16 protein-coding genes are annotated in these 25258 nt (G+C 61.0%); 11 read left to right on the forward strand and 5 right to left on the reverse strand.

Annotation, left to right across the window (positions count from 1 at the left end):
• Nucleotides 1-57: 57 nt before the first annotated feature.
• Nucleotides 58-2832 carry a preprotein translocase subunit SecA gene (secA, locus tag CVS28_RS11630; protein ID WP_103464762.1) on the forward strand — a complete coding sequence of 925 codons (2775 nt, stop codon included), beginning with the start codon at nt 58-60 and terminating at the stop codon, nt 2830-2832.
• Between the two features lie 103 nt (nt 2833-2935).
• Here the strand turns inward: secA and CVS28_RS11635 are convergent, their stop codons facing one another.
• Nucleotides 2936-3511: an Rv3235 family protein gene (locus CVS28_RS11635; protein ID WP_103481607.1), complete on the reverse strand. Its 576-nt coding sequence runs from the start codon at nt 3509-3511 to the stop codon at nt 2936-2938.
• 70 nt (nt 3512-3581) lie between these two features.
• On the reverse strand, nt 3582-4394 hold the full coding sequence (locus CVS28_RS11640; RefSeq protein ID WP_207797198.1) for a LysM peptidoglycan-binding domain-containing protein: 813 nt from the start codon (nt 4392-4394) through the stop codon (nt 3582-3584).
• 447 nt (nt 4395-4841) lie between these two features.
• Between CVS28_RS11640 and CVS28_RS11645 the strand changes: the two genes are divergently transcribed.
• Nucleotides 4842-5402, forward strand: a complete 561-nt coding sequence (locus CVS28_RS11645) for a hypothetical protein (protein WP_103481609.1) — start codon at nt 4842-4844, stop codon at nt 5400-5402.
• 14 nt (nt 5403-5416) lie between these two features.
• Here the strand turns inward: CVS28_RS11645 and CVS28_RS11650 are convergent, their stop codons facing one another.
• Nucleotides 5417-5638, reverse strand: coding sequence for a helix-turn-helix domain-containing protein (locus CVS28_RS11650; protein WP_103464673.1), 222 nt, complete (start codon nt 5636-5638; stop codon nt 5417-5419).
• Nucleotides 5639-5888: 250 nt separating this feature from the next.
• Between CVS28_RS11650 and CVS28_RS11655 the strand changes: the two genes are divergently transcribed.
• The 4 genes from CVS28_RS11655 to CVS28_RS11670 all read left to right on the forward strand — a co-directional run bounded on the left by CVS28_RS11655 (nt 5889) and on the right by CVS28_RS11670 (nt 14720).
• Complete coding sequence (locus tag CVS28_RS11655; protein WP_103481610.1) at nt 5889-6530, forward strand: hypothetical protein; 642 nt, start codon at nt 5889-5891, stop codon at nt 6528-6530.
• A 5-nt stretch (nt 6531-6535) separates the two neighbouring features.
• A complete protein-coding gene (locus CVS28_RS11660; RefSeq protein ID WP_133159115.1) occupies nt 6536-8233 on the forward strand; it encodes a CpaE/TadZ family protein in 1698 nt (565 codons plus the stop codon).
• Nucleotides 8234-8290: 57 nt separating this feature from the next.
• Nucleotides 8291-13165, forward strand: a complete 4875-nt coding sequence (locus CVS28_RS11665) for an NAD-glutamate dehydrogenase (protein WP_103464670.1) — start codon at nt 8291-8293, stop codon at nt 13163-13165.
• Between the two features lie 79 nt (nt 13166-13244).
• Complete coding sequence (locus CVS28_RS11670; RefSeq protein WP_103464669.1) at nt 13245-14720, forward strand: sensor histidine kinase; 1476 nt, start codon at nt 13245-13247, stop codon at nt 14718-14720.
• Nucleotides 14721-14807: 87 nt separating this feature from the next.
• Here the strand turns inward: CVS28_RS11670 and CVS28_RS11675 are convergent, their stop codons facing one another.
• Nucleotides 14808-15056, reverse strand: coding sequence for a WhiB family transcriptional regulator (locus tag CVS28_RS11675; RefSeq protein WP_103464761.1), 249 nt, complete (start codon nt 15054-15056; stop codon nt 14808-14810).
• Nucleotides 15057-15288: 232 nt separating this feature from the next.
• Between CVS28_RS11675 and CVS28_RS11680 the strand changes: the two genes are divergently transcribed.
• Complete coding sequence (locus tag CVS28_RS11680; protein WP_133159116.1) at nt 15289-15768, forward strand: hypothetical protein; 480 nt, start codon at nt 15289-15291, stop codon at nt 15766-15768.
• Nucleotides 15769-15803: 35 nt separating this feature from the next.
• Here CVS28_RS11680 and CVS28_RS11685 read toward each other — a convergent pair whose 3' ends face one another.
• Nucleotides 15804-20162 carry an FtsK/SpoIIIE domain-containing protein gene (locus tag CVS28_RS11685; protein WP_103481612.1) on the reverse strand — a complete coding sequence of 1453 codons (4359 nt, stop codon included), beginning with the start codon at nt 20160-20162 and terminating at the stop codon, nt 15804-15806.
• Nucleotides 20163-20431: 269 nt separating this feature from the next.
• On the opposite strand from CVS28_RS11685, the gene glf reads away from it, so the two are divergent.
• The 4 genes from glf to CVS28_RS11705 are packed head-to-tail and all read left to right on the forward strand — an operon-like array spanning nt 20432 to nt 25240.
• Nucleotides 20432-21616, forward strand: a complete 1185-nt coding sequence (gene glf / locus CVS28_RS11690; protein WP_103464666.1) for a UDP-galactopyranose mutase — start codon at nt 20432-20434, stop codon at nt 21614-21616.
• Nucleotides 21613-23604 carry a glycosyltransferase gene (locus CVS28_RS11695; protein WP_103481613.1) on the forward strand — a complete coding sequence of 664 codons (1992 nt, stop codon included), beginning with the start codon at nt 21613-21615 and terminating at the stop codon, nt 23602-23604. Before glf ends, CVS28_RS11695 begins: the two co-directional genes overlap by 4 nt.
• The gene (locus tag CVS28_RS11700) at nt 23605-24474 is read left to right on the forward strand and encodes an ABC transporter permease (RefSeq protein WP_103464664.1); all 870 of its coding nucleotides are present in this window, start codon (nt 23605-23607) and stop codon (nt 24472-24474) included.
• 1 nt (nt 24475) lies between these two features.
• Nucleotides 24476-25240, forward strand: coding sequence for an ABC transporter ATP-binding protein (locus CVS28_RS11705; protein WP_103464663.1), 765 nt, complete (start codon nt 24476-24478; stop codon nt 25238-25240).
• The last annotated feature ends 18 nt before the right edge of the window (nt 25241-25258 follow it).

Below are 25258 nucleotides of genomic sequence, written 5' to 3' on the forward strand. Positions count from 1 at the left end.
TCTTCTCACGTAGACTGAACACGCCACTTTTAGGTGCAACAGATTGGGAGCAATTTCGTGCCATCACTTCTTGAACGGGTTCTTCGTACAGGCGATCGCAAAACGCTTAAACGACTCAATGTGCTTGCTGACGCCATTGATTCGCTGGAGGAGCCCTTCCAGACCTTCACCGACGCTGAGCTGCGCGAGGAAACAGACAAGCTCAAGCAACGCCACGAAGATGGTGAGACTCTCGATGACCTGCTGCCGGAGGCTTTTGCCGCCGTGCGCGAAGCATCCTCCCGCACCCTGGGCCTGCGCCACTTCCGTGTTCAGCTTATGGGTGGAGCAGCACTGCACCTGGGCAACATTGCCGAGATGAAAACTGGTGAAGGTAAAACCCTGGTGGCTACAGCCCCGGCCTACCTGAACTCGCTCACCGGCAAGGGCGTCCACGTGGTCACGGTCAACGACTACCTGGCGGAGTACCAGTCCGATCTTATGGGCCGCGTGTTTAGGTTCCTGGGTCAGAGCAGCGGTTGCATCATTTCCAACCAGGATCCCGCAGTACGCCGCGCCCAGTACGCCGCGGACATCACCTACGGCACCAACAACGAATTTGGCTTTGACTACCTGCGCGACAACATGGCGTGGAGCAAGGATGAGCTGGTCCAGCGCGGCCACAACTTCGCCATTGTGGATGAAGTTGACTCCATCCTCATCGATGAGGCCCGTACGCCGTTGATCATTTCCGGTCCGGCCTCCGGCGATGCCAACCGCTGGTATGGCGAGTTCGCCAAGGTGGTGCTGCGCCTGAACATCGACGAGGACTACGAAGTTGATGAGAAGAAGCGCACCGTGGGCGTCCTTGAGGAAGGCATCGAAAAGGTTGAGGACTACCTGGGCATTACCAACCTCTACGAATCTGCCAACACGCCGCTGATCGGTTTCCTGAACAACGCCATCAAGGCCAAGGAACTGTTCAAGCGCGACAAGGACTACGTCATCATGGACGGCGAAGTTCTCATTGTTGATGAGCACACCGGTCGTATTCTTGCTGGCCGCCGCTACAACGAGGGCATGCACCAGGCCATTGAAGCCAAGGAGGGTGTGGAGATCAAGGCTGAAAACCAGACCTTGGCCACAGTGACCTTGCAGAACTACTTCCGCTTGTACGAGAAGCTCTCCGGCATGACTGGTACTGCCGAGACTGAGGCGTCCGAGTTCATGGGAACCTACTCTCTGGGTGTTGTTCCCATCCCCACCAATAAGTCCATGCAGCGTGTTGACCAGCCCGACTTGGTTTACAAGAACGAGGTAGTGAAGTTCGACGCCGTTGTGGCTGACATTGTGGAACGCCACGAAACGGGCCAGCCGGTCCTGGTCGGCACCACAAGCGTTGAAAAGAGCGAGTACCTCTCCAAGAAACTGGCAAAAGCCGGCGTCAAGCACGAGGTCCTGAACGCTAAGAACCACGCCCGTGAAGCCGCCATTGTGGCTCAGGCTGGCCGCCGTGGAGCCGTCACCGTTGCCACCAACATGGCAGGCCGCGGAACTGACATCATGCTCGGTGGAAACGCCGAGTTCAACGCCGTTGCCGAATTGGCCGCGCGCGGACTTGACCCGGAGGAGACTCCGGAAGAGTACGAGGCAGCCTGGCACGACGCGTTCGAGGAAGCCAAGCTGGCCGTCAAGGACGAGCACGAGGCAGTGTTGGAAGCTGGTGGCCTGTACGTTTTGGGCACCGAGCGTCACGAATCACGCCGCATCGACAACCAGCTCCGAGGCCGGTCGGGCCGTCAGGGCGACCCGGGTGAGTCCCGTTTCTACCTGTCGCTGACAGATGACTTGATGCGTTTGTTCAACTCTGGTGCCGCCGAGCGTCTCATGTCGCGTTCCTCGATGCCCGATGATGTGGCATTGGAGTCCAAGCTGGTGTCCAAGGCGATTGCCTCGGCCCAGGGCCAGGTTGAGGGCCGCAACGCTGAGCAGCGCAAGAACGTGCTCAAATACGACGACGTCCTGAACCGCCAGCGCGAAGCCATTTACAGCGACCGCCGCCGGATTTTGGAAGGTGGCGACCTGCACGAAAAGGTCCAGCACTTCCTTGAGGACACCGTCAACGAGATCATCGACGCGTCGTTGGGACAGGCCCAGGCAGGCGAATTGGACTTCCACGCACTGTGGACCAACCTGCGCACCATCTACCCCGTCACTGTGACCGTCGATGAGATCGGTGAAGAAGCCGGCGGAATAGGCCGCATCACCGCCGAGACGCTCAAGACCGAGCTGCTCTCGGATGCCCGCGTTGCCTACCAGGAACGTGAAGCTGCCCTGGGTGCGGAGACCATGCGTGAGCTGGAACGCCGCGTGGTGCTCTCCGTGGTGGGACGCAAGTGGCAAGAACACCTGTACGAGATGGATTACCTCAAGGAGGGCATTGGCTTGCGCGCCATGGCCCAGCGTGACCCCTTGGTGGAGTACCAGCGTGAGGGCTATGAGATGTTCCAGTCCATGATGGCTGCCATCCGTGAGGAAAGCGTTGGCTTCCTGTTCAACCTGGAAGTTCAGGTGGAGAACGCTCCGGCAACTGCTGTCGGCGTGGTCGCCGACCAGCCTTCGGCCTTGATGGACCGTGTTGCTGGCGCAGGATCCGAGGGTGCCGGCGGCGCTGTGGCTCCGCGCATCACCGCTCCCGGTTTGGAAGCCCCCGCAAAGCCTGCCCAGCTGCGATTCACGGCCCCTGACGAGCAAGGTGGCGTGGAAACGCACGTTGAGCGCCGCAGCGCCGGTGGCTTGCCGCCGTCGGCCAAGCGTGCTGGCAACAAAAACAAGGGCAAGAAAAAGCGCTAACCGCATGAACTAGGTGTCTGCTTTCACTGCTTTAGATACAATGGCGGCTCGCGTGCGGGCCGCCATTGTTGTACCCAGACGTTGTCCCCAAACGCGCCGGCGCTTACCCGATGCGAAGTGCTGTGACCTTCCAGAGGCCGTGGCTGAGTTCGAAGCGCATTGCCATGGCACGGAATCGTGTCCTGTCGGCAATCACCACAGCTGTTTCAAAGATCCCGGGGGAGATGCAACTGCAGTGGACTGAATGAACCACGGGCTGGGGGTGCAGCAGGTGGACGTTGTTTTCCAGTGCTTCATGGCTGCCACGCCGTGCCACGGCCTTGCAGGCCTCCGCATGAAGCCGGGCCCGGGTTGTCAATGAACTCATGCAGCGTGCATCGAGCCATCGGGACAACTGGTGGACGCTTCTGACACCGTTGAGCACTTCCACAGCGGACTGGGCGATCCGCCCGGACATGGCCGCCACGGTGGCGCGCTCCGCAGCCTCCGGGTCCAGTGCCTGCACCTTTGTGGCTGGCACTGTTCCAGCCGGGGAGAGCTGGGCCGGTCCTTGCCGGATTCGGCTCGGCATCTTCACAACAGTCCCGCCCGGCTCGTCCAGGGGCTCCAACAACGGAACCGGTTTGACCACCAGGACTGTGGACTCGGCTGTGGTGCGGGGGATGGCTGCTGTACTCATGGGGTGCTCCTCTACTTGTGAACCCAACGTGCCGCGCCCTGCGTGGTTGGCAGGGTTGTGATGCCAAGTGCTAGTATCTGGACGGTGCATGCAGTACTTGTCCGGGAAGAATGTAATTGGGGTCGGATCCGATGGTGTCTCGATTGGCGCTGTACCAGCGCGGCCAGGCCTGGGCCACCTCCATGTCGGTCGAAAAAGGCCCCAGCGCAGCGGCCGCTATGGACCACAGGCTGTCACCGCTCTTGACTACCACGTCCAAGTCACTGTTGTTGTGCGGTGCCTGGGCCGAGGGGGAGTTTTGCGTCGGGTCCTCGGCAGCGATCCCTGCGCCAGCTGGTTCTGTGGCCGGCCGGGTTGACGGACGGATCAAAAGGTCGGGGGCGGTTTCCGGTGTGCGCGGGATCCATTGCGGTTCTATGGGTGGCGCCGAAACCGTCGGGAGAATGTCTGCACCGGGCCCGGCCGGGCTGGGGGTTGGAGCATCCGCCACCGTTTCGGTGCGCCAGAGCGGGTCAACCCCGGGCGCTTCTGCGGCCGCAAGTAATGGTGTGGCCAGAAGATTCAGTCCCAATACGGCGGTGACCACCCGTCGCATGAATGCCGGCGAGCAGCTTGCCGTAAAAGCTGCCACTTTAGTTTCTCCCCGGACGTGGGCCACGGCGGACACGCACGCGCACGTCATGGCAAGGAGCCACCAACACAGCAGCGCGATGCCCGCACCAGCTCCAGCCACGCCCAACAGTTCCGCCAGATCCAGCGGCTGCGTCCACCCGCCGTTCCTGTCGCGAAGCCGCACCAGTGAGACTCCACTAAACACCAGTGATGCGCCGAGAAACAGAATTGCCGCTGTCATGGCCAGGTCGGCTCGTGTCTGTCGTTTCAACGAAGCTCTCCCTTGAACTTGTTTGACCCTGTTTGACTACATATAAACACCTTGAACTCATTTTGAACTCATTAATGCCGCGTGTCCAGAGGTGGCGGGAAAATTGTGAACAACTCAACAACTGCCGCGACTGCACACGTCCCGTGGTGCGTCATCTCAAGTTGCTCGCGAATTCATTGCTGTGTGGCTTGTCGTGGCCGCTGCCCGGGCCTTCATCTGCGCATGATGCGCAGCGCCAGCACCGCGGCGTGCGCATGACCAAAGTTAACTTCGGCTATGCGTGGGCGGGGGTGCTGGCACTGCGCCAGTGTCATTCCTGCGCAAGCGAAGCAGCTGGCAACGCGCAGGCGCAAAGCCACCTGGGGCATGCACCCCAATTCGCGAGCACTTTAGATGAGTCACGTCGACAACTTGACGGCATGGCGGCCCTGCGCCTAGCGTGACGCCATGCGGTGGGAACTACTTTTTGGCGACTTGGAAGCTCAGTGGCATGAGGCCAACCAGCTGGATCTGGAGCGGCATGTCAACGAGCTGGCCCGGGTGGAGGCGTCACAGCTGACGTTGGCCGAGGCATTGAGGGGTTCGGTGGGACAACAGATTTCGCTCGCCATGTGCAATGGGACTGCATTTCACGGCGAAGTGCAAAGAGTTGAGCCGCAATGGATATTGCTGAGTGAGGACAATCGCTCGGTTGTGCTCCCGCTGGCCAAGGTGTCGCGGGTTCAGGGGCTGGGAACCCAGCGTGCGCGGGCCGCAAGCAAAATCCAGTACTCGCTCGCTGCCGCGCTGCGGGTGTTGGCAAGAAATCGCTCGGCAGTGGTTCTTGACCTGGATACGGCGCATCCCGCCAGTATTCGCGGGGTGCTTGATCAAGTGGGTGCCGACTATGTGCAGCTCATGCAATTGGCCGACGGCGTCAGCCGGGACCGTGGGAATCGGCAAGGCAATGTTGTGGTTCCCTTGGGCAGCCTAGTGTCCATCGTCTCGGCCGCCGACAACGAGTTTTAGCCGTGACCGAGGAACTAGCGGGAGCTTGACGCGGGGTTCTCCGAGGCGAGCATCGCCCGGGCTGCTGCGTGACGGTCGTCGATGAACTGTTCAAATTTTGCTTCGTCCACGCGCCATTGCCCACGGCCACCAATTTGAAATGCCGGCAGCTCGCCACTGTGGACCAGCGCGTAGCATGCGGCGGCGGAAATCTGCAGCTGTTCGGCAACATCAGCCAAAGTGAGGAATCGAGGCATGCACTCATTATCCATCCTTTGGTCTTGTTTGACGAGGTTTATTAAGGTTTTCCCATGGTTTCCAAGGTGTTGGTGCCATCCGCTGCCCAGTTGTCCACAGATTAGGGGCATTTTCGCATAAGGGGGTTTCACCACGCGCCCATCGGTTGTAGAAATAGGTACACAACGCTCCCTACAGGGCATGGGTTCGCGCATCTTTTGAGGCGTACCTGGACTTTCCTGGTGGAACGTTCCGTTACGGGGAGGAACCATGGCTTTGGAAGCGCAGGGGCAGGCCGCACGGTTGAGCAAGCCCTCATGGAAGGATCCCCGGCTCTTGATAGGCATCCTCCTGGTTTTGGCCTCAGTGGCCGGTGTTGTGGCACTTGTTGGCAACGCCGGCAAAACGGTGCCAGTGTATGCCGCAAAGGACGCCCTGGTGGTGGGGCAGAAGATCACGCCCGAATCGTTCAACATTGTTCACGTTCAACTCGGTGATGTGGGCGGGAAGTACCTGAACCCGGAGGTGGTTCTGGGCGAAAATAGTGTGGCCGTGCGGATGGTGCCCAAGGGTGAACTTGTTGCCCGGTCCAGCATTGGGCAAACGGATGCCCTGGACCGCAAACCCGCACCCGTGACAGTCAGCGAACCCCTGCCCAAGGAGGTGGTGGTGGGCTCCTACGTTGATGTTTGGGTTGCTCTCCCGGATGAGCGCAACGGCTTTCAGGCCCCCGTCCTGATGTTGCCAGGGGCCGAAGTTGCCGCGCTCAATGTTGCCTCCGGGTCACTGGGTTCGGGCAAGTACATGCAGATCATGGTGTTGGTAAGCGATGCTCAAATGCCAAAATTCCTCGGTGCCGTGGCCAACAAAGCCAAAGTCTCCGTGGTGTGGAATCCCGGGGCCGCGCAATGAACGTTGTGAGCGTCGTATCAGTGGGCGACACCGCAACGGGCGTCATAGACCAGCTTGCAGCGCGCCGGGGATTGCTGAACATTGTCCGGCGATGCCCAGAACTGGCGCAGCTGCTGGCCGCCTGCCAGAGCGGGCTGGCCCAGGTGGCTGTGGTGGCCCAGTGCGCAGGCGACTTGACTGCGACGCTGGTGGACAGGCTCGCGGCAGTGGGCGTCAGTGTGGTGGCCGTTGCGGAAACGCCCGAAGACGCCCGCCGCCTGCACAGCATGGGAGCAGCCGTTGTGCCTGGAAACGTCACCGTAGAGTCATTGAGTGCGGCGGTGCTGGCGACCGTCGAGAGCACGCGTCACCACCTCTCCACGGGCTATGCTGTCCCGGCCGCCCCTGACCTTGACGGTGGGCTCCTGGAGCTGCAGCCCAAGTTCGACATCGGACCCCTTGCCACGGGCGGTACTGGGCCTGTTTTCGCCGGGGAAGCTCTGGAAGGGGCAGGAGAGCCCGCGGCCCCAACCGTTCCAAGATCAGAAATGACGGAGTCGGCACCAGGCGGCGATGCTGCGATGGGCCCGGATCAAAGGCCCCCACAGCAGAACCGGCCACTTTCCTCGCCCGAGCGCACAGCTCGGCCGCACCAGGCGGCGCCTCACGATGTGCCTTCACGCCTGGACGCGGAAAGCCTAGATGGGCAAGCCACACCGGCTGGCGGACCCCGACAGCTGCCAGCGGGACTGGCGGCCAAAGTTCGGGCCCGGCTGCACAGGGATGGAATCCCGTGGCAAAGCAGTCGGAGCCAAGCAAAAGTAGGCCCACTGGCAGTAAACGCCGGAGCTTCGCTTCCGCATGGCAGCGGCACGCTGGTGGCCGTGTGGGGCCCCATCGGATCGCCAGGACGCACCACTGTGGCCATCAACGTTGCCGCGGAGCAGGCAGCCGCCGGTCGCTCGGTCATGCTGATAGATGCTGACAGTTTTGGGGCAAGCGTTGCTGCGGCGCTGGGACTGCTGGATGAGTCTGCCTCCTTTGCCCAAGCCTGCAGGGCAGCAGATCAAGGTCAGCTAAGCAGTGCACAGTTGTCCAAAATTTCCACCCAGGTCGTCTTTTCTTCAGGAACCTTTTCACTCCTGACGGGGCTTACCCGCCCAGACAGGTGGCCGGAATTGCGGGCTGCTGCTGTGCAGCGTGTACTTCTGCGTGCCAAGGAGATGGCTGATCTTGTCGTTGTGGATTGTGGTTTTTCGCTGGAGAGCGATGAAGAACTGAGCTACGACACCGTGGCGCCGCGGCGCAATGCTGCGACCTTGATGGTCTTGAGCCAGGCGGACATCATCTACGCACTGGGCAATGCTGACCCGGTGGGGATTCCACGCCTCATTCGGGGCTTGGCCGAGCTGGCCCACCAATGCCCCGCGACAGATGTTCGCGTGGTGGTCAACAAGGTCCGCCGCAGGGCTGTGGGCGGAGCGCCGGAGAGGGCCCTTGCCCAGGCATGGGAACGCTTTGGGCCAACACTGGCCATCAAGCATTTCCTGCCATGGGAGCCCGAACTGACGGACAAGGCCCTGTTGGAGGGGAGGCTGCTGCAAGAGATTGCTCCCGACGCGCCATTGCGCAAGGCCATTCTCGGCCTCAGTTGTGCAGCTGTCCAGCGAAACCCGGAAAGCGCTGTAAGAAACGCCACAGCGAAGCTTGAAGTTCAGGGCTAGGCTCAGGTGTACGGTCGCAAAGAAGCGATCTTTTCTCTTTGACGGAGGCGTTATTTTATGTCATCGCACTCATCCAACCCCGAGCCTTTCAAGGATTCACACCGGGTTGGCGGCCAGTCATTTATCGATGACTACTTTGTGCAACTTTCTGCCGAGGACGCTGCTCTCTATGAGCCGGCAGTCTTGGAGGCAAGGGCGCTCGCGCACCAGGCCTTGGCGGCTAAGCGGACCCCCAGCCAAGCCAATGTGGAAATTCTTGATGAGCATGATGCCAGCGTGGTTTATATCGTCACCGATGACATGCCGTTCCTTGTGGACTCCGTCACCGCAGAGCTGGTGCGGCAGAAGCTAGCCATCCATCTGGTCACCCACCCCGTATTTGTGGTGTCGCGCGATAAGAACAGCAACGCCATGACCTCCGTGACAAAGGTGCCCACCCATACCGGCATTGCCAGCGGCGACACCTCGGCCATGCCCAATATTTCCCATCTGCTCGGCGACGGGGACAATGCCTCATTCCTTGAGTCCTGGATAACCGTTGAAATTCCCAAGACGGACGACGCCGCCAAACAGGAATTGCTGGCTGGCCTGAACAAGGTCCTTGCCAATGTGCGCTCGGCTGTTGAGGACTGGCCAGCCATGCGGGAGAAGGCGCTGAGCCGCGCCGAAATCCTGGCAACTGTGCTGGCCGGGGAGTCCTTGGTGGACCTGCGCGAGGCCGAAGATCTTCTCCACTGGATGGAAGCCGACAACTTCACTTTCCTGGGCTACCGCGAATACGATCTGTCCAAGCAAGACGGCGAAGATGTCCTGGTCAACCGTGAAGGCAGCGGCTTGGGCTTGTTGCGGGAAGATGCCAACCACGTCTCCGTGCAACACCTGACCATCACCGGCCAGCGCAAGGCCCGCGAAAAGCGTGTCCTGGTCATCACCAAGGCCAACTCGCGCTCAACGGTGCACCGCGGCGCGTATCTGGACTACATCGGCATCAAGTCCTTTGATGCCCAGGGAAACGTCAACGGTGAGCAACGCTTCATCGGCCTGTTCTCCTCCGCTGTTTACACGGGTTCTGTGCGCAACATTCCCGTGGTCCGTGAAAAAGTCGATGCCGTTCTGCGCCATTTCGGCTTCCCTCCCAACTCGCACTCCGGCAAGGACCTCTTTGCCGTTCTGGAAACCTACCCGCGTGATGAACTGTTCCAGATCGAGATTCCTGACCTGATCGAGATCGCCAACGGCATCCTGCGTCTGGCCGAACGCCGTCGAACACGGCTGTTCCTGCGCCCCGACATCTACGGCAGATTCATGTCTGCATTGGTGTACATCCCGCGTGATCGGTACACCACGGCGGTGCGCCATCGCATCGAGCAGGAGCTCACGAGCACCTTTGGTGCCGTTGCCATTGACTTTGAGGCGCGGATGAGTGAATCGGCGCTGGCCCGCTTGTTCTTCCGCATCCGGCTGCCCAAGGAATACCTGGTGCCCGAGGATTTGCAGGTTGCCGAACTGGAACAGCGCCTGGTGCGCGCGGCCCGATCATGGCCCGAAGGTATTGCCCAGATACTGCGCGAAACGCAGCCACTGGAAGTTGCAGACCGTTTGGTGCCCAAGTGGTCGGAGGCGTTCCCGCCCAGCTACCGCATTGATTTCGAGGTCGAGGACGCCCTCGCCGATATTGCCAGCTTTGAGGAATTCGACGCCAGCTACAAGGAAGTCATTGCCGCTGGCTTGAGCCCCGCCCAATGCGCACCCGGCATGCAGGTCTACCTGCCGGCGGGGACCTCGGAAACGTTGGAGGAAGACGCCCGTGTCAAGCTCTTCATGGCCCATCCCCAGAGCCTCACCAAGATTCTGCCGTTCTTCCACAACCTTGGCCTGGAAGTTCTTGACGAGCGGCCCTTCGAGATTGAAACCGCCGACAAGCGTGACTTTTTCCTGTACGACCTTGGCCTGAAGTACCCGGCAGGTGTGGACCCGCTGGCAACGGCGGAACTGCTCACGGCGGCCTTTGGGGCAGCCATCACGGGCCAAAGCGAATCCGATCCCTTTGACCGTTTGGTGCTCAGCGAAGGCATGCAATGGCGGCAGATCGTGATTTTGCGCGCCTACGCCAAGTACATGCGCCAGATGGGCAATGCCAACTCCTACGGTTTCATTGCCGCCACCCTCCTGCAAAACGTTGACGTGACCCGCGGCCTGGTTGAGTTGTTTGAGGCCCGTTTCAACCCAGCCATCGAGGACGCGGCCCGCCCAGAGATGCTGGGCGAGATTCATGTCCGGCTCAATACGGCGCTGGAGAATGTGCCCACCTTGGATGCGGACCGTGTTCTGCGCACCTTCACCAACCTGCTGGATTCCACCCTGCGCACCAACTACTACCGGAACCGCGACTTCCTGAGCATGAAGCTCAACCCGGCAACCATTGAGGGTCTGCCAGCGCCGCGGCCCATGTTTGAAATCTGGGTTTACTCCCCACGCGTTGAAGGCACGCACCTGCGTTTTGGCAAGGTGGCTCGTGGCGGCCTGCGCTGGTCCGATCGCCGTGAGGACTTCCGCACGGAGGTGCTGGGTTTGGTCAAGGCTCAGACAGTTAAGAACGCGGTGATTGTGCCCACCGGAGCCAAGGGCGGGTTCTTCGCCAAGCAGCTGCCCAACCCTGCGGTTGACCGCGGCGCCTGGATCACTGAAGGCCAGGAGAGCTACAAAACGTTCATTCGCGGCTTGCTGGATGTCACGGACAACCTGGTGACATCCGACGCCGGTGAAGTTGTGGTCCCGCCGGTAAACGTTGTCCGCCACGACGGCGATGACACGTACCTGGTGGTGGCCGCGGACAAGGGCACCGCGTCCTTCTCCGACACGGCTAATGCGATCTCGGCTGAGTACAATTTCTGGCTGGGTGACGCCTTCGCCTCCGGCGGTTCGGTCGGTTACGACCACAAGGCCATGGGTATCACCGCCCGCGGTGCCTGGGAGTCGGTCAAGCGGCACTTTAGCGAGTTCGGCGTCGACACCCAAACCCAGGAGTTCACGGCAGTTGGGGTGGGCGATATGTCAGGTGACGTGTTCGGCAACGGACTGTTGCGCACCCGCCACGTGCGGCTGGTGGCGGCCTTTGACCACAGGGATATTTTCCTTGACCCCAACCCTGCTGCCGGCATTTCCTTTGATGAGCGCCAGCGGCTCTACGATCTGCCCCGTTCGTCATGGCAGGACTACAACCCGGAACTGATCAGCAAGGGCGGCGGAGTGTACTCACGCTTGCTGAAGTCCATCCCCGTCTCTGAAGAAGTTTGCTCAGCGCTCGGCCTGCCCGAGGGCACGGTCAAGCTCAGTCCGCCGGAATTGCTGCGCGCCATCTTGCTGGCGCCCACTGACCTGCTGTACAACGGCGGCATTGGCACCTACATCAAGGCCAGCACCGAAACCCATGCCGAAGTGGGGGACAAGGCCAACGATTCCATCCGTGTTGACGGCGCTGGCCTGCGAGTCAAGGTGATCGGTGAGGGTGGCAACCTGGGCATGACCCAGCGCGGCCGTGTGGAGGCTGCCTTGCACGGGGTCATCCTCAATTCCGATGCCATTGACAACTCCGCCGGTGTTGATTGCTCTGATCATGAGGTCAACATCAAAATCTTCGTTGACCGCATGGTGGCGGCAGGGAAATTGGATCCTGCCGAACGCACCGATTTCCTCATGTCCATGACGGATGAAATTGGGCACCTGGTGCTGGAAGACAATATTGAGCAAAACATTCTCCTGCTCAATGACCGCCAGCGTGTGGTGGAGTGGAGCCCCAGCTTTGAACGCTTCATGGATTGGCTTGACGAGCATGCAGAGCTGGACCGGGAACTGGAAGCATTGCCCAGCAACGCACAATTGCGCGAACGCCTGGCAACAGGGCAGGGCCTGACATCGCCTGAGCTCGCAGTTTTGCTGGCCTACGCCAAGATGGAATTGGCCAAGGCGCTGAGCAACAGCGACCTGGCCGAGGACCCCTGGTTCAAGAAGACGTTGCGCAGCTACTTCCCGGCCGAAGTGGCGGCACGCTTTGACGCTGAGCTGGACACCCACCCGCTGCGCAAGGAAATCATTGCCACAGTGGTGGCCAACGACATGGTTAATTTGGGTGGCATCACCTTTGCCTTCCGCGCCATGGAAGAATCCTCAGCCACTGAAGTAGTCATCGCCAAGGCGTTCGTTGCCTTGCATGAGATCTTTGATTTTGCTGCCATGAGCAGTGCGCTGCGCGAGTTGCCGCCAAGCTTCTCCACGGAGCAGTGGTCAGCGGTGCATCTGGACATGCGACGGCTCTTGGACCGTGCCGTCCGTTGGCTCGTCAATGAAGGCATCACCGCGCACAACATCGACGACGTGGTCAACCGCTTCAAGCCTGTGGTCAGCACCTTGGGCACCCACATGGAGGACTTCTTCCAAGGCGTTGATGTGGAGCGCGTCCAGACGTGGCGCAACAGAGCCGAAGCGTTTGACATGCCGGCAGACCTGGGCCGGCGCTGGGCTGAACTCTTTGAGACGTTCCCGCTCCTGGATGTGGCAAAGGTGAGCGAATTCCTGGCTGAACCAGAAGACGCCGTGGCCAGCGTGTACTACGCGCTGTACAACCGGTACGCCGTGGACGCCTTGCTCGAACGCATCACAGCGTTGCCGCGCAACGACAGGTGGCAGGCCTTGGCCCGTGCCGCGTTGCGCGATGACCTGTACGCCACTACGGCGGACATGACCAGCAACGTCATGGCCAGCACCGAGAGCGGCACCCCGTACATGGAGCGGATCCAGACCTGGGAGGCGCAAAACCAGGAACAGTTGGCCCGGGCCGTGCGCATGTTTGAAGAGGTCAATGAACTCGAACAAGACGATATGGCGTCATTGTCGGTAGCATTGAGGCTCTTGCGTTCGATCGTGCGGCGTTAGCAGCTGCGCCGATCCAACGGTCAGTGCTGTGCCCGCTGCATGAGCAGCGGGCACAGCCACCCATCTATAAGGAGCCCACATGGCAGTCTTTGCCGACATGATTAGGGACAGTTCAAAACTGGGCCCGGGCGACGCCGAATGGTTGCACCTGCTGGTGGGCGACTGGCAGATGATCGCCGATTTGTCCTTTGCCGACCTGGTCCTGTGGTTCCCGTCCGAGAACCAGGAGTACGTGGCCCTTGCCCATGTGCGCCCGTCTACCTCCCACACCATGTTTCATGCAGACTTTGTGGGTGATCCGATTCAGCCCGAGCTTGACCCCCTGGTGCGGGCAGCGTCGGCTAGTCAAAACATTGAGCGCTCCCATGAGACCAAAATTTGGAACTCTGACATGGCGATGCGTGTTGAAGCCATTCCCATGGTGCGCAATGGCCGGACACTTGCCGTCATTACCACCCACATGGATCTTTCCAGTTCGCGGATGCCGTCACGGCTGGAGCTGACCTACCGCCAGTGCGCCTATGACCTCTTGAAGATGGGAACCTTAGGCCTCTGGCCTGACTTTGCCTCACCCACGGGTTCACGCCGTGGTGCCCCGCGTGTGGGCGATGGGCTGCTGCGGCTGGATGTGGACGGTATTGTCCAGTACGCCAGCCCCAACGGCGTTTCGGCTTTCCGCAGGCTGGGAGATGGGGAGTCACTGGAGGGCCGTTCCCTGGCCGAAGTCACCACAGGGCTGCTCAAGGACCGCCGGATGGTCGATGAGTCCCTGCCGCTGGTTGTGACAGGGCGCATGCCGTGGCGGACGGAGATAGAATCCCGCGGGGTGAGCTTGTCCCTGCGCGCCATTCCCCTGCGCGACGGGACGGAACGTTTTGGGGCATTGGTGTTGTGCCGCGATGTTTCTGAACTTCGACGCCGGGAGCAGGAACTCGTCACCAAGGACGCCACCATTCGCGAGATCCACCATCGGGTGAAGAACAATCTGCAGACGGTGGCGGCGCTTTTGCGGATGCAGTCCAGGCGCATGCACAGCGAGGAAGGCAAGCAGGGCCTGGAGCAGGCCATGCGCCGGGTGGCAACCATCGCCCTGGTGCACGAAACCTTGTCCCAAGGGCTGGCACAGAATGTTGACTTTGACGAGCTGATCGACAGGCAGTTCAGACTTTCTGCCGAGGTGGCCTCGCCGTCGCAAAGGGTCCGCACCGAACGCGAAGGCGCCTTTGGTGAGTTGCCCAGCGATTTCGCCACCCCCCTGGCGTTGGTGATCAATGAACTCGTCACCAACGCTGTTGAACATGGCCTGCAGGACCGCGGGGGAACGGTGTGGCTGACAGCCCACCGCTACAAGAATGACTCAGATGACGACGCGCTGACAGTGGGCATAGCAGACGATGGCGTGGGTCTGCCGCAGGGCCACATCGCCGAAGGACTGGGGCTGCAGATTGTGCGGACCCTGGTGACCAGCGAACTCGGTGGCACCATCGAATGGTCACCGCGGGAGGGCGGCGGTACAGTGGTGACGCTGCAAATGGCCCTCTTCAGCCGCCATTAAACAACTGACCCGCAGAAAACGGCGAAAAAACACGTTTTCAACGTGATTTTTCGCCGTTTTCTGCGGGTCAGTTGGAAAAAGCTGGGGCTAGCTGGCGCGACGGGCGCGAGCTGCGCGGCGCTTCATGGCGCGGCGCTCGTCCTCGCTCAAGCCACCCCAAACACCTGCGTCTTGTCCAGATTCAATGGCCCACTTCAAGCAAGTGTCGACCACTGGACAGCGACGACATACGCTTTTTGCTTCCTCGATTTGCAACAAGGCAGGGCCCGTGTTTCCGACCGGGAAAAACAATTCCGGATCTTTGTCGAGGCAGGCTGCGCGACTACGCCAGTCCATGCTGATCACTCACTCCTTTTAGAACGGGAGGCATTTTGTGAAAGAATTCACGTAGGGCCACATAAGAAAGGGCCCGCTATGGGCCCTCTAGGTCATTGACTTAAGCCTGTCATGTTAACTCTGTGTAAACAAGGGGTAAGAGATGATTTATTAGCTCATATCTGTGAGCGATACGTCACAATGAATCATCGACACTGGGCCAGCTCTCGGCAAACTCCGATAGGGTGCTCTTGTGCAAAACGATCCTGCGACTCCCGCTGACCAGCCCCACCCCGAGTCCTCCGAGCCCCGCGCCAGCGGACTCCATGGCGACGGGCACTCCCGCCCTGCAGGAGTTGTTGTGGTTGCCGCCGTTGTTGCGCTCGAGGCCTTGGTTCTGGGTGTCCTTGGCGCTTGGTCCATCGTCCTGGCGGCGACGGCGCCAACACATTCCCTGGCCAGCGGTGTTTTTCTGATCGTCTTGCTTTTGGCGTTGTCCGCAGGTTTGGCCCTGGTGGCCGTGAACGTCTACAGGGGATTCAGGTGGACACGCTCCGCTGCCTTTGTGTGGCAGTTGTTGATGGTGGCCTTAGCCGTCTCAACATTGCTTGAGGGAAACATTCTGCTGGGGTTGGCCATGCTCCTGCCTCCCGTGGCCGCAGCATATTTCCTGTTTACCCCGAAAGTGGTGGCATTCTCATTACGCTCCGGGGCAGAAAACAACGTCTTGTAAATCCCTGCAACTGATTTTTGCCGGAGTGGGGGTCCCTATTTGTTGGCCTCTTTTGCCGGTCGTTCCGTAAACGGGAATTGAAACCACCGGCAAACGCCGCCATCAACCAAGACGCCGCGCCCCAGCGGCTCCGAGCCCGCCGTATCCAAGCGGACACCCAGCAGCTCGGCATCGGATGGGCGGTGGGGCGTCAGTACGATTCCTTGCGGCAGCGAACGGAGTCCCCACTCCAAGGGCAGCCGGGTCAATACCTGGCTGGACTGGGGGAGGGCAGCCACAATGGTTGCCCCTGCCGCGAGCAATGAACTGATCCGCAGCTGCTCCAAGGGTGCCAATCTGACTGCGTTGTCCACCAAGAAAATCCCGGCCGGATCATCCGCCGGCAATGCGCCAGGGGACAGTGTTTGGAGCAGCTGCGCGCCATTGAGCTGGCACAGTGCGCGCAGAAAAGTGGTCTTTCCGCTCCGGTTTCCGCCCAGGACTGGGATCAGCGCACCCGGACCGGGGATCACCGATAGCAGGTCATGGCCGTCGCCGCCCAGGCCCAAAAACAAGTGTCTTTGAGGCGGCTCCCCGCGTGCGGTGGTGCCGGGGAGCTCCGGGATGACGGTCTGCAGTTCTTCCATGGTGAGAGTGCGAGGCAGGGCAGCCACTGTAAGGGTTCGGGCCGCATGGCTTACACAGTGACGTTCGCGCACGCGAACCCCTTGCTCCGGCGCACCTGCCACGGTGCCAAGCTGTGCAATGTGCATGGTCTCGGGTTCAGACTGCGCCGCGGCGGCATTGATGGGACCGGAAATCCCGGCGCGTCCGGGCATGGCCGTGAAGCGTGGCAGGCGCGGCCACAGCATGGTGGATTCGACGCTGCTGCCGCAACTGAGGAAAATCCTATTGGGTATGGCGGCCAGACAGTGTGACGTCAGGAGTTCTCGACCGCCGCCCACTGCCACCACAAGGTGGCCATTGTTGAAACGGATCAGCTCAACCATGGTTTCCTCGGCCCACGGCCACACGCTGGAGCGGAACGCGCTCACCCAGCGTCCCCAGTCGGAGATACACAGGATCAGTGTTTGGGTGCTGGTCTTGGCAACCTCCAACAGCCGCTGCACCAAGCGGGCCGCCGTCCTGAGCTCGTCGGTGCCCAAGCAGCTTCCCACCCAAGGATTGCTCGCATGGGCAGCCAGCGACCCGTCGCCGTCGAGCAGGTACAACAAACGCCCCTCGGCGGTGGCGCCGGAGTCCAGCCGCGCGTTGGCAGCCAGAAGCTGGCTAACTGCCAGTGACACGGCCAGGGAGGATTCCGCCGTTGTGCCAAAGCAGGCCAGATGGGAGTGGTCTTCGGGGTGCCACAACAAGTGTTCCAGACACTGGCGATGGGGCACGTCCACCATCCCCAGCAGCACAGCGCCGGGGAGGCCCTCACTGTCACTGTGCCTGCCCCCAATGGCACCGGCCAGCGGAAAAGCTGCCGGCAATTCCGGGGCGATAACTGCCGGCGCCCCACAAAGTTCCGGATCCGCAGCCTGCCCGTCCCGCCACGCATTCTTGAAAAGCTGCGTGACGGCATCAATGTCGCTCGCCGAAGAGAATGCCGCGTGGTCGACGGCGGAGCCGCTGAGCAGCCGCTCGGCAAAAAATTCCACGAGTGGCAATTGTCCACGGCTCAGATGAGGGAACCGCAAAGTCGCGCTTTGAAATTCTTCAGCTGGCGCCCCCGCCCTGCTGATGAAACCGCGGCCAGGCGTTGAAACGCTGATGGTGGCCGCAGCACCCGTACCGATCACATCGCTCGAGTCAAAAGTTGATTGCACGCGCAGGCAGATGGAGCTGGTGACATTGGCCCGGATATCGGCGTTCAACGCGCCCTGCGGCCGCTGGGTGGCCATGACCAAATGGATGCCCAGAGACCGGCCCACGGCGGCGATGCGCATCAACTCGGCCATGGCATCCGGATATTGGTCCACCAGAATGCGGAACTCGTCTATGACCACCACAAGATGGGCCATGGCATGACTGCCGGGTGCAGACTTCCTGGCGTGGGGACCTGCGGTGCCAGCGTGCCAGGAACCCACCCTCCCGCCATCATCCCGGGAAGTCTGGGCAAGGGCCGCTGCACGGTACTGGTCACTGTCAGTTGCCTCGGCCTCAGCCAGCGCTGCCTCACGGTGGTGGAGCTCGGCCCGCAAGGATGCAAGCGTGCGTTCCACCCCGTTCCCGCTCAAGTCCGTCAGCAGTGAGGTGGTGTGCGGAAGCTTGGTCAAGGAACCCAACCCGGCCCCGCCTTTGAAATCAATGAAGATGAACTGCAGATCTGCAGGGGAGTGGGCAGCAGCAAGGCTCCCCACCAAGGCCCTAAGGAACTCGGACTTCCCAGAGCCCGTGGTGCCTGCCACCTGCAGGTGCGGGCCATCGTGGCCGAAATCAAACATGGCCGGGCCGGCGCTGGACTGCCCCAAGGCCACGGGCTGCAGGGGGCCGCCGGCGGTGGAACGCCAAGAGTCCAGAAGGGTGTTGGTGCTGAGCTGCCCTGGCAGCGGAACAGAGTTGGCCGCCAAGGATGCAACTGGCGCGGAACCGGGTCCGGCGCCCGTGCTGGCCCGAGAACGTGCATAAGCGTCGAAGACCTTCGGCGAGACGCCGTCTGGCACAAATTCTGCACCCGCAAAATTGCCCACGATTCGGTTGCCGGCAGCCTTCAACTCTATGACGCCACTCCCGGCGTTCGGCTGGCGGCCCGACTCGGGGACAGGTGCGGCGCTCCCAGATTCGGGAGACGGTGCGGGGCCCGGTGTTGGGGCATCAGCGGGAGGATCAGCGGTACTGCTGAGTCGTGTCGGGCTGCTGGGTGGGCCTCCACTGCCATCGGGCACAAAATACAGGACACGCAGACCGGGCGGCATCTGCGGCGCGCGGAAAGCCGCTGCGGCCATGACCACGAGCACGCCAACTGGTCCACCCGCAGCATTCATGGCGCCCGGACCCATGCCGTTCAGTGCCTGCTGCGCCACCGTCACAGTCCCGGCCAACACAGTGTGCGCAAGAAACCTCGCAGTCAGGGGCAGTTGCCCCGCAGGACCCAGCAGCACCACCGGAACAGCCGCAGCGTCGAGCTGCATGAGGATAAAGTTCAGCATCGAGGTCACAGCGTGGGGTGGACCGAGCACCGTGAGCGGCCTCGGGCCCCAGCGAACGCAAAAGGGCTGGCGTTGCAGCAGGGGTGGCGAAAACGCGGGATCCATGGGTGCCAGCACCAGCCTGGCGGCTTGGGTGGCAGTGCCCAGGCGCAACGCCAACTCGCCAGTGGGCGAACAGGACGGAGTTGGGTCAACGCCCGAGTGTGCGGAGAGCATCAACGTTCCGGCATCGGGGAACGCCACGTTGACCTGCTCGGCGCAGTGCCGCGCGGCGTGATCCACGGCAGCCAGGAATGAACGACGGCGTTTACCACCGCCGAACGCTGGCACGAGAACCGCCACAGCTCCCATGGCAGCGAAAGCCAGAAACATCCACGAACCCGTGGCCAGCGCCAAGACGACGCCCATCAGCAAGGGCAGGCAGCCGGCAACAATCATGGCCCGCTGCCGCCGCGGGGAGCCGGCGTTGTGCTGGAGAATCTGGGGTTCCAGCGTGGCGGCATCAAGCAGGTGAGGCTCAGAATCGTTGGGAGCAAGAGTCTGGGACCCGGATCGTAGCCGTGGCCTGCCGGAAGTGCGGGTGCCCCGTGGCTCAGCACCACATCCCTGCGGGACGGTGGGATCCAGGAAACGGAGCTCGAGAACGCTGCTCCCGCAGCCAAGGGTGTCTCCCACTTCCAGGGCAATCCTTCCCTTGGCGGAAAGGGCATTTTCGGTGGGGCCGCACCCGGCGCGGTATAGGGTGAAGCCGCTTGACCGGCGCGTGGCCACCACTGTGATGCCGCGGGTATCCACAACAATTGTCCCGTGGTGCCTGGACAGTGCGGGGTCGGCCACAGCTATGCGGCATTGCCCGCGCCCCACGCTAAAGCTGCCCCGGCGCAAGGCAAAAAGGGCTCCGGCATCCGGCCCGGAGCGCACTGCGAGGACGGCAGCCACGCCCTCAACGCCGGAAACTGCGGCGGCGCTTGCCAGGATACCGGGGGGCTGCTCCAGGTGGCCTGGCCAGGCCACCACTACCGCCCCATTGACCAACGGCGACTGGCCGGCTTGCAGTGCTCCGAGCGGACGGCCGCCAACACTAAAGCAGCAGCCTGTCCACCGGCGGGCCAGGGCCTGCGCCAGAGACTGCCCCGAACACGACTCGGGTGCGGCGCCGGAGGGCCACGTGACACTGAGCTCCGTGGCCGCAAACGGTGCGCCAGCTTCGCCACCAACGGCTGTGCCCATGCCGGACACCAGCGTGACTTCCAGCAACATGGCACCTCCTCACCCAACACGCCCGCCCCGTCCCGCTGATCCCGAGCCTAGGCGAGGTCGAAGGCCGCGCGGGCACCGGCGTCGAACATTGTGCTTAAGTGCCAAGCCGGTGTGGGCTGTGGGGGAATGAATCAAGGCCGTCAAGGAGCCGGTGGCCTGTGAGTCGCGCCACGGAGAAGTTTGTCAAGGAAAAGGGTCAGGTAACCTAGGTAGGTAGATCGTGGCACTGCTGTGCCCATATATCGCTACCAAGCTACACAGGAGAGTTTGTGAACGCTGACCTAGTCGTCGTCGGTTCGGGTTTCTTTGGCCTAACCATTGCAGAACGTGCCGCCACCGAGTTGGGGCTGAAGGTAGCGGTCATCGACCGGCGCCACCACATTGGCGGCAATGCTTACAGCGAGAACGAGGCGCAGACAGGCATCGAGGTGCACCGTTACGGAGCGCACCTTTTCCACACCTCCAACGAGCGTGTGTGGGAGTACGTGAACCGCTTCACCGCGTTCACCAACTATCAGCACAAGGTGTACACCGCCCACAAGGGTGAGGTGTACCAGATGCCCATCAACCTGGGCACCATCAATCAATTCTTCCGCTCAGCCATGGGCCCGAGTGAGGCGCGTGCGCTGATCCAGGAGCAGGCTGGCGAGTTGGCCGGCACTGATCCGAGCAATCTGAACGACAAGGGCATCCAGCTCATTGGCCGCCCGCTCTACGAGGCGTTCATCAAGCACTACACCGGCAAGCAGTGGCAGACGGATCCCAAGGACCTGCCGGCGTCGATCATTTCCCGGCTGCCTGTGCGTTACAACTATGACAACCGCTACTTCAACGACACTCATGAGGGCCTGCCGGTTGACGGCTACACCGCGTGGATCGAGCGGATGGCTGACCACCCGAACATTGAAGTGGTGCTGAACACTGACTTCTTCGACGACGGCGAATACTCCCGCAAGGCCGTCACCGGCCAGGTCCCGGTCATCTACACCGGAGCCGTTGACCGTTACTTTGACTACGCCGAAGGTGATCTGTCCTGGCGCACCATCGATCTGGAGCAGGAAGTGCTGCCGATCGAGGATTATCAGGGCTGTGCTGTCATGAACTACCCGGATGAGGAGCAGAAATTTACTCGTATCCACGAGTTCCGCCACTTCCACCCGGAACGCGAGTACACCAAGGACGCCACGGTGATCATGCGCGAATTCTCGCGTTTCGCTGAAAAGGGTGATGAGCCGTATTACCCGGTCAACACCAGTGATGACCGCAGCAAGCTGTTGGCCTACCGCGATCTGGCCCGCGGCGAGAACAACGTGCTGTTTGGTGGCCGTTTGGGCACCTACAAGTACTTGGACATGCACATGGCCATCGGTTCAGCCTTGAACATGTATGACAACAAAATCAAGCCGCATTTCACCGGCGGAGCGAAGCTGCAAAGCGGAGGAGTTGACGCGTGAGTGTAGTTGAAGCGCAAACAAAGTTGGCAGTCCTGCAACGGGTCATTCTGCCCACAGATGCACAGGTGGATACTCTTCCGCTGTACGTGGACGCCGGCTCAGCCAGCGGCATTCGCTTGCGGGAAAACGATGAGCTGGCCCGAAGCCCGAAACTCCCTGAAGACAAGCTGCAACTCTTCAGCTCCGGTGGCGCAGGCGTGCACTTTGATGACATCAATTCGCGCCGCTCCATGAACGTGCGTGCCGGTGAGCAGGTCTCCTTCGGTACCTACTTCAACGCTTTCCCCGCCAGCTACTGGCGGCGCTGGACTGATGTGCGCACCGTCCGCTTGGAGGTCACCACCACCGGCAGCGGTGCCATTGCCGTCAGCAAATCCAACGCCCGTGGTTCAATCCAGCACGTGGAAACCGTCAGCGTCAATGGCGCCGAGACCACCACATTTGACCTCACCTTGGTGCCCTTTGGCGACGGCGGATGGTACTGGTTTGACCTGGCAGCAGGCCATGAAGGGCTGACCCTGGTTGATGCCCAGTGGACTCTGCAGGAGGCCCCGCGAAGCTCCGGCCAGGTGACGCTGGAAATCACCACCATGAACAAGCCGGATTTTTGCCTCAATAACGCCCGCATTTTGGCGGCAAACCCGGATGCCTTGGAGAACGTTAAGGAAATCCTGATTGTCGACCAAGGCTCCAAGAAAGTGCGTGACGAGGAAGGCTTTGCCGAGGTCAGCGCCGCATTGGGCGGAAAACTTCGCATCATCGACCAGGGAAACCTGGGCGGTTCCGGCGGCTTTGCCCGCGGCATGTACGAAGCAGTGGAAAACGGCAGTGACTACGCGTTGCTGCTGGACGACGATGTCGTCGTAGAACCCGAAAGCATCTTGCGGATGCTGGCCTTTGCCGATCGTTGCAAGAAGCCCACCATTGTGGGCGGTCACATGTTTGACCTGCATAACCGCAGCGTTCTGCACACTTTTGGTGAAGTCGTGGATCCGCACCGCATAGTTCCAGCTGCCCCGCACGCTGACATGGAGATGCGCCATGACTTCAGTGTTGCCAACCTGCGTCAGACCTCTTGGCTGCACCGGCGGGTTGACGTGGATTACAACGGATGGTGGATGTGCATGATCCCCACAGCCGTCATCCGCGAGATTGGCTTGTCCCTTCCCCTGTTCATCAAGTGGGACGACGCCGAGTATGGCTTGCGTGCCCGTGCAGCCGGTTTTGCCACCGTCAGCCTGCCCGGCGCAGCCGTGTGGCATGTGTCCTGGCTGGACAAGGACGACATGGTGGGCTGGCAATCCTACTTCCACGAACGCAACCGCCTCATCACCACCTTGATCTATAGCCCCTATCCCAAGGGTGGCCGCGTCCTGCGCGAGTCCGTGCAGGCTGACGTGAAGCACCTGGTATCCATGCAGTACTTCACCGAGCACGGCAGGCTGGAAGCCCTCAAGGATATTTTCAAGGGTCCGGAGCAGCTGCATGCCACCTTGGCAACCAAGCTGCCGGAAATCAACGCCCTGCGGGCACAGTACGACGATGCCCAGCTGAAGGAAAACGTCGACGATTTCCCGGCACCAGTGCTCGGACGCGGCCCCATGGGTGGCACGCCCATGGGCCTGCCGCACAAGAAGGACCTGGTTTCCTGGGGGATCAAGACAGTGGCCCGCCAGCTCGTCAAAACGCCGGACCCGGATGCTGCGATCCGCCCTCAGGGTGTGCTGGCGCACCGGGACAGCCGCTGGTTCCGGCTTGCCCACTACGATTCCGTGGTGGTCACAAATGCCGAAGGCACAGGCATGTCCTGGTACCGCCGTGATCCCAAATTGCTGCGCTCCATGTTGGCAGAGTCGGCCCGCCTCCACCTTCGGCTGGCCAAGGAGTGGGACGAATTGGCCGAACGCTACCGCGGTGCCGTGGCGGAAATAACGTCAATGGAATCCTGGAAAAAGACCTTCGACGAGCATTCCGTGGATGGTCAGTAGATGCCGGCTGTCAAGAGTGAACTGACCACACCGGGTGCCGGGCGTGGGCTGTTGGATGTGTATTCGAACAGGTTCCTGCTCAAGTTGTTGGTGCGCAAGGAAATCAAGGTTCGCTACAGGGGCTCCGTGTTGGGCCTGCTGTGGTCCTATGTGAAGCCACTCATGCAGTTCATGATCTACTTCGTTGCCCTCGGCATTTTCCTGAACCTGCAAAAGGCGACGCCGAACTACGCCATCTACCTGTTCTCGGGCATTGTCTTGGTCAACTTCTTCACCGAGACCCTTGGAAACGCCACCCGTTCAATCGTGGACAACAGGGACTTGATTCGCAAGATCTACCTGCCACGGGAGCTCTTTCCCGTCTCCACAGTTTGGGTTTCGGCCGCACACTTCTTGCCACAGGTGGTGATTTTGGTAGGTGCCAGCCTGATTGTGGGTTGGCAGCCTTCGATCTACCAACTGCTCGCAGCCGTTGCCGCCTTCATCATTGTGGCGATTCTTGGTATGGGTCTAGGACTGCTATTCGGGGCCGTCAACGTGTACTTCCGTGACTCAGAAAACATTGTGGACATGATCCTCATGGTGGTCACCTGGGCATCCCCGGTGCTGTACCTGTGGACCATGGCCAGGGACGCACTGGGTTCCTGGTTCTTCCTCTACCAAGCCAACCCGATGACAGTGGCCGTGGAGATCTTCCACTGGGCTTTCTGGTACCCCACCTTGGGTGCGGATCAGATTGGATTGGTGGAGCTTCCGCCCAATCTGATTGCACTCTGGCTCCCTGTTTCCCTGCTGGTCTCACTGGCCGTACTCTTCGCGGGCCAGCTCGTCTTCCGGCGTCTTGCCGTTCACTTTGCCCAGGAGCTCTAGCATGCCGGTAGCTGAAACTGTCGCTGACAATGTCGCCATTACGTGCCGGAACCTGCGCAAGGTGTTTGTGCTGCGCAACACCCGGTCCATGAAGGAATCCATCGTGTGGCTCGCCAAGGGCCGCAAAGGTGATTTGTCCAAGCGCTTCGACGCCTTGAAGGACATCTCCTTGGATGTGGCCCAGGGTGAAACAGTTGCCTTGCTGGGCTTGAATGGGTCGGGCAAGTCGACCTTGCTGAAGTTGATTTCAGGTGTTCTCCAGCCCGACGCCGGAACGGTCCGGACCCGCGGAAGGGTGGCCGGGCTTATCGAGGTTGGTGCCGGATTCCACCATGACCTCAGCGGTCGCGATAACGTCTATCTCAACGGCGCCATTCTGGGCATGACCGAGAAGCAGATCGACACCATGTTCGATTCGATCGTGGAGTTCTCCGAAATTGGCGAGTTCATTGATACCGAAGTCAAGTTTTATTCTTCCGGCATGTACTTGAAGCTGGCGTTTTCCATTGCCGTCCACACTGATCCAGAAGTTTTTTTGATCGATGAGATCTTAGCTGTTGGGGACGAGCCGTTTCAGCGCAAGTGCATCAAGAAGATCAAGGAACTGGCGGCAGCGGGGAAAACACTTTTTGTTGTCAGCCATGACCTGGACCTGGTTTCCACCGTTTGTGAACGAGGCGTGCTGCTGGAGCATGGCAAAGTGGTCATGGATGGTGAAGTTCATGCCGTTGTGAAGGAACTGCGCAGGCGGTCTGAGCCCGCCTAGCCGCAGGCTTGGACTGGC

Origin of the sequence: Arthrobacter glacialis (assembly GCF_002909415.1) — a bacterium.
GTDB classification, from domain to species: Bacteria; Actinomycetota; Actinomycetes; order Actinomycetales; family Micrococcaceae; genus Specibacter; species Specibacter glacialis.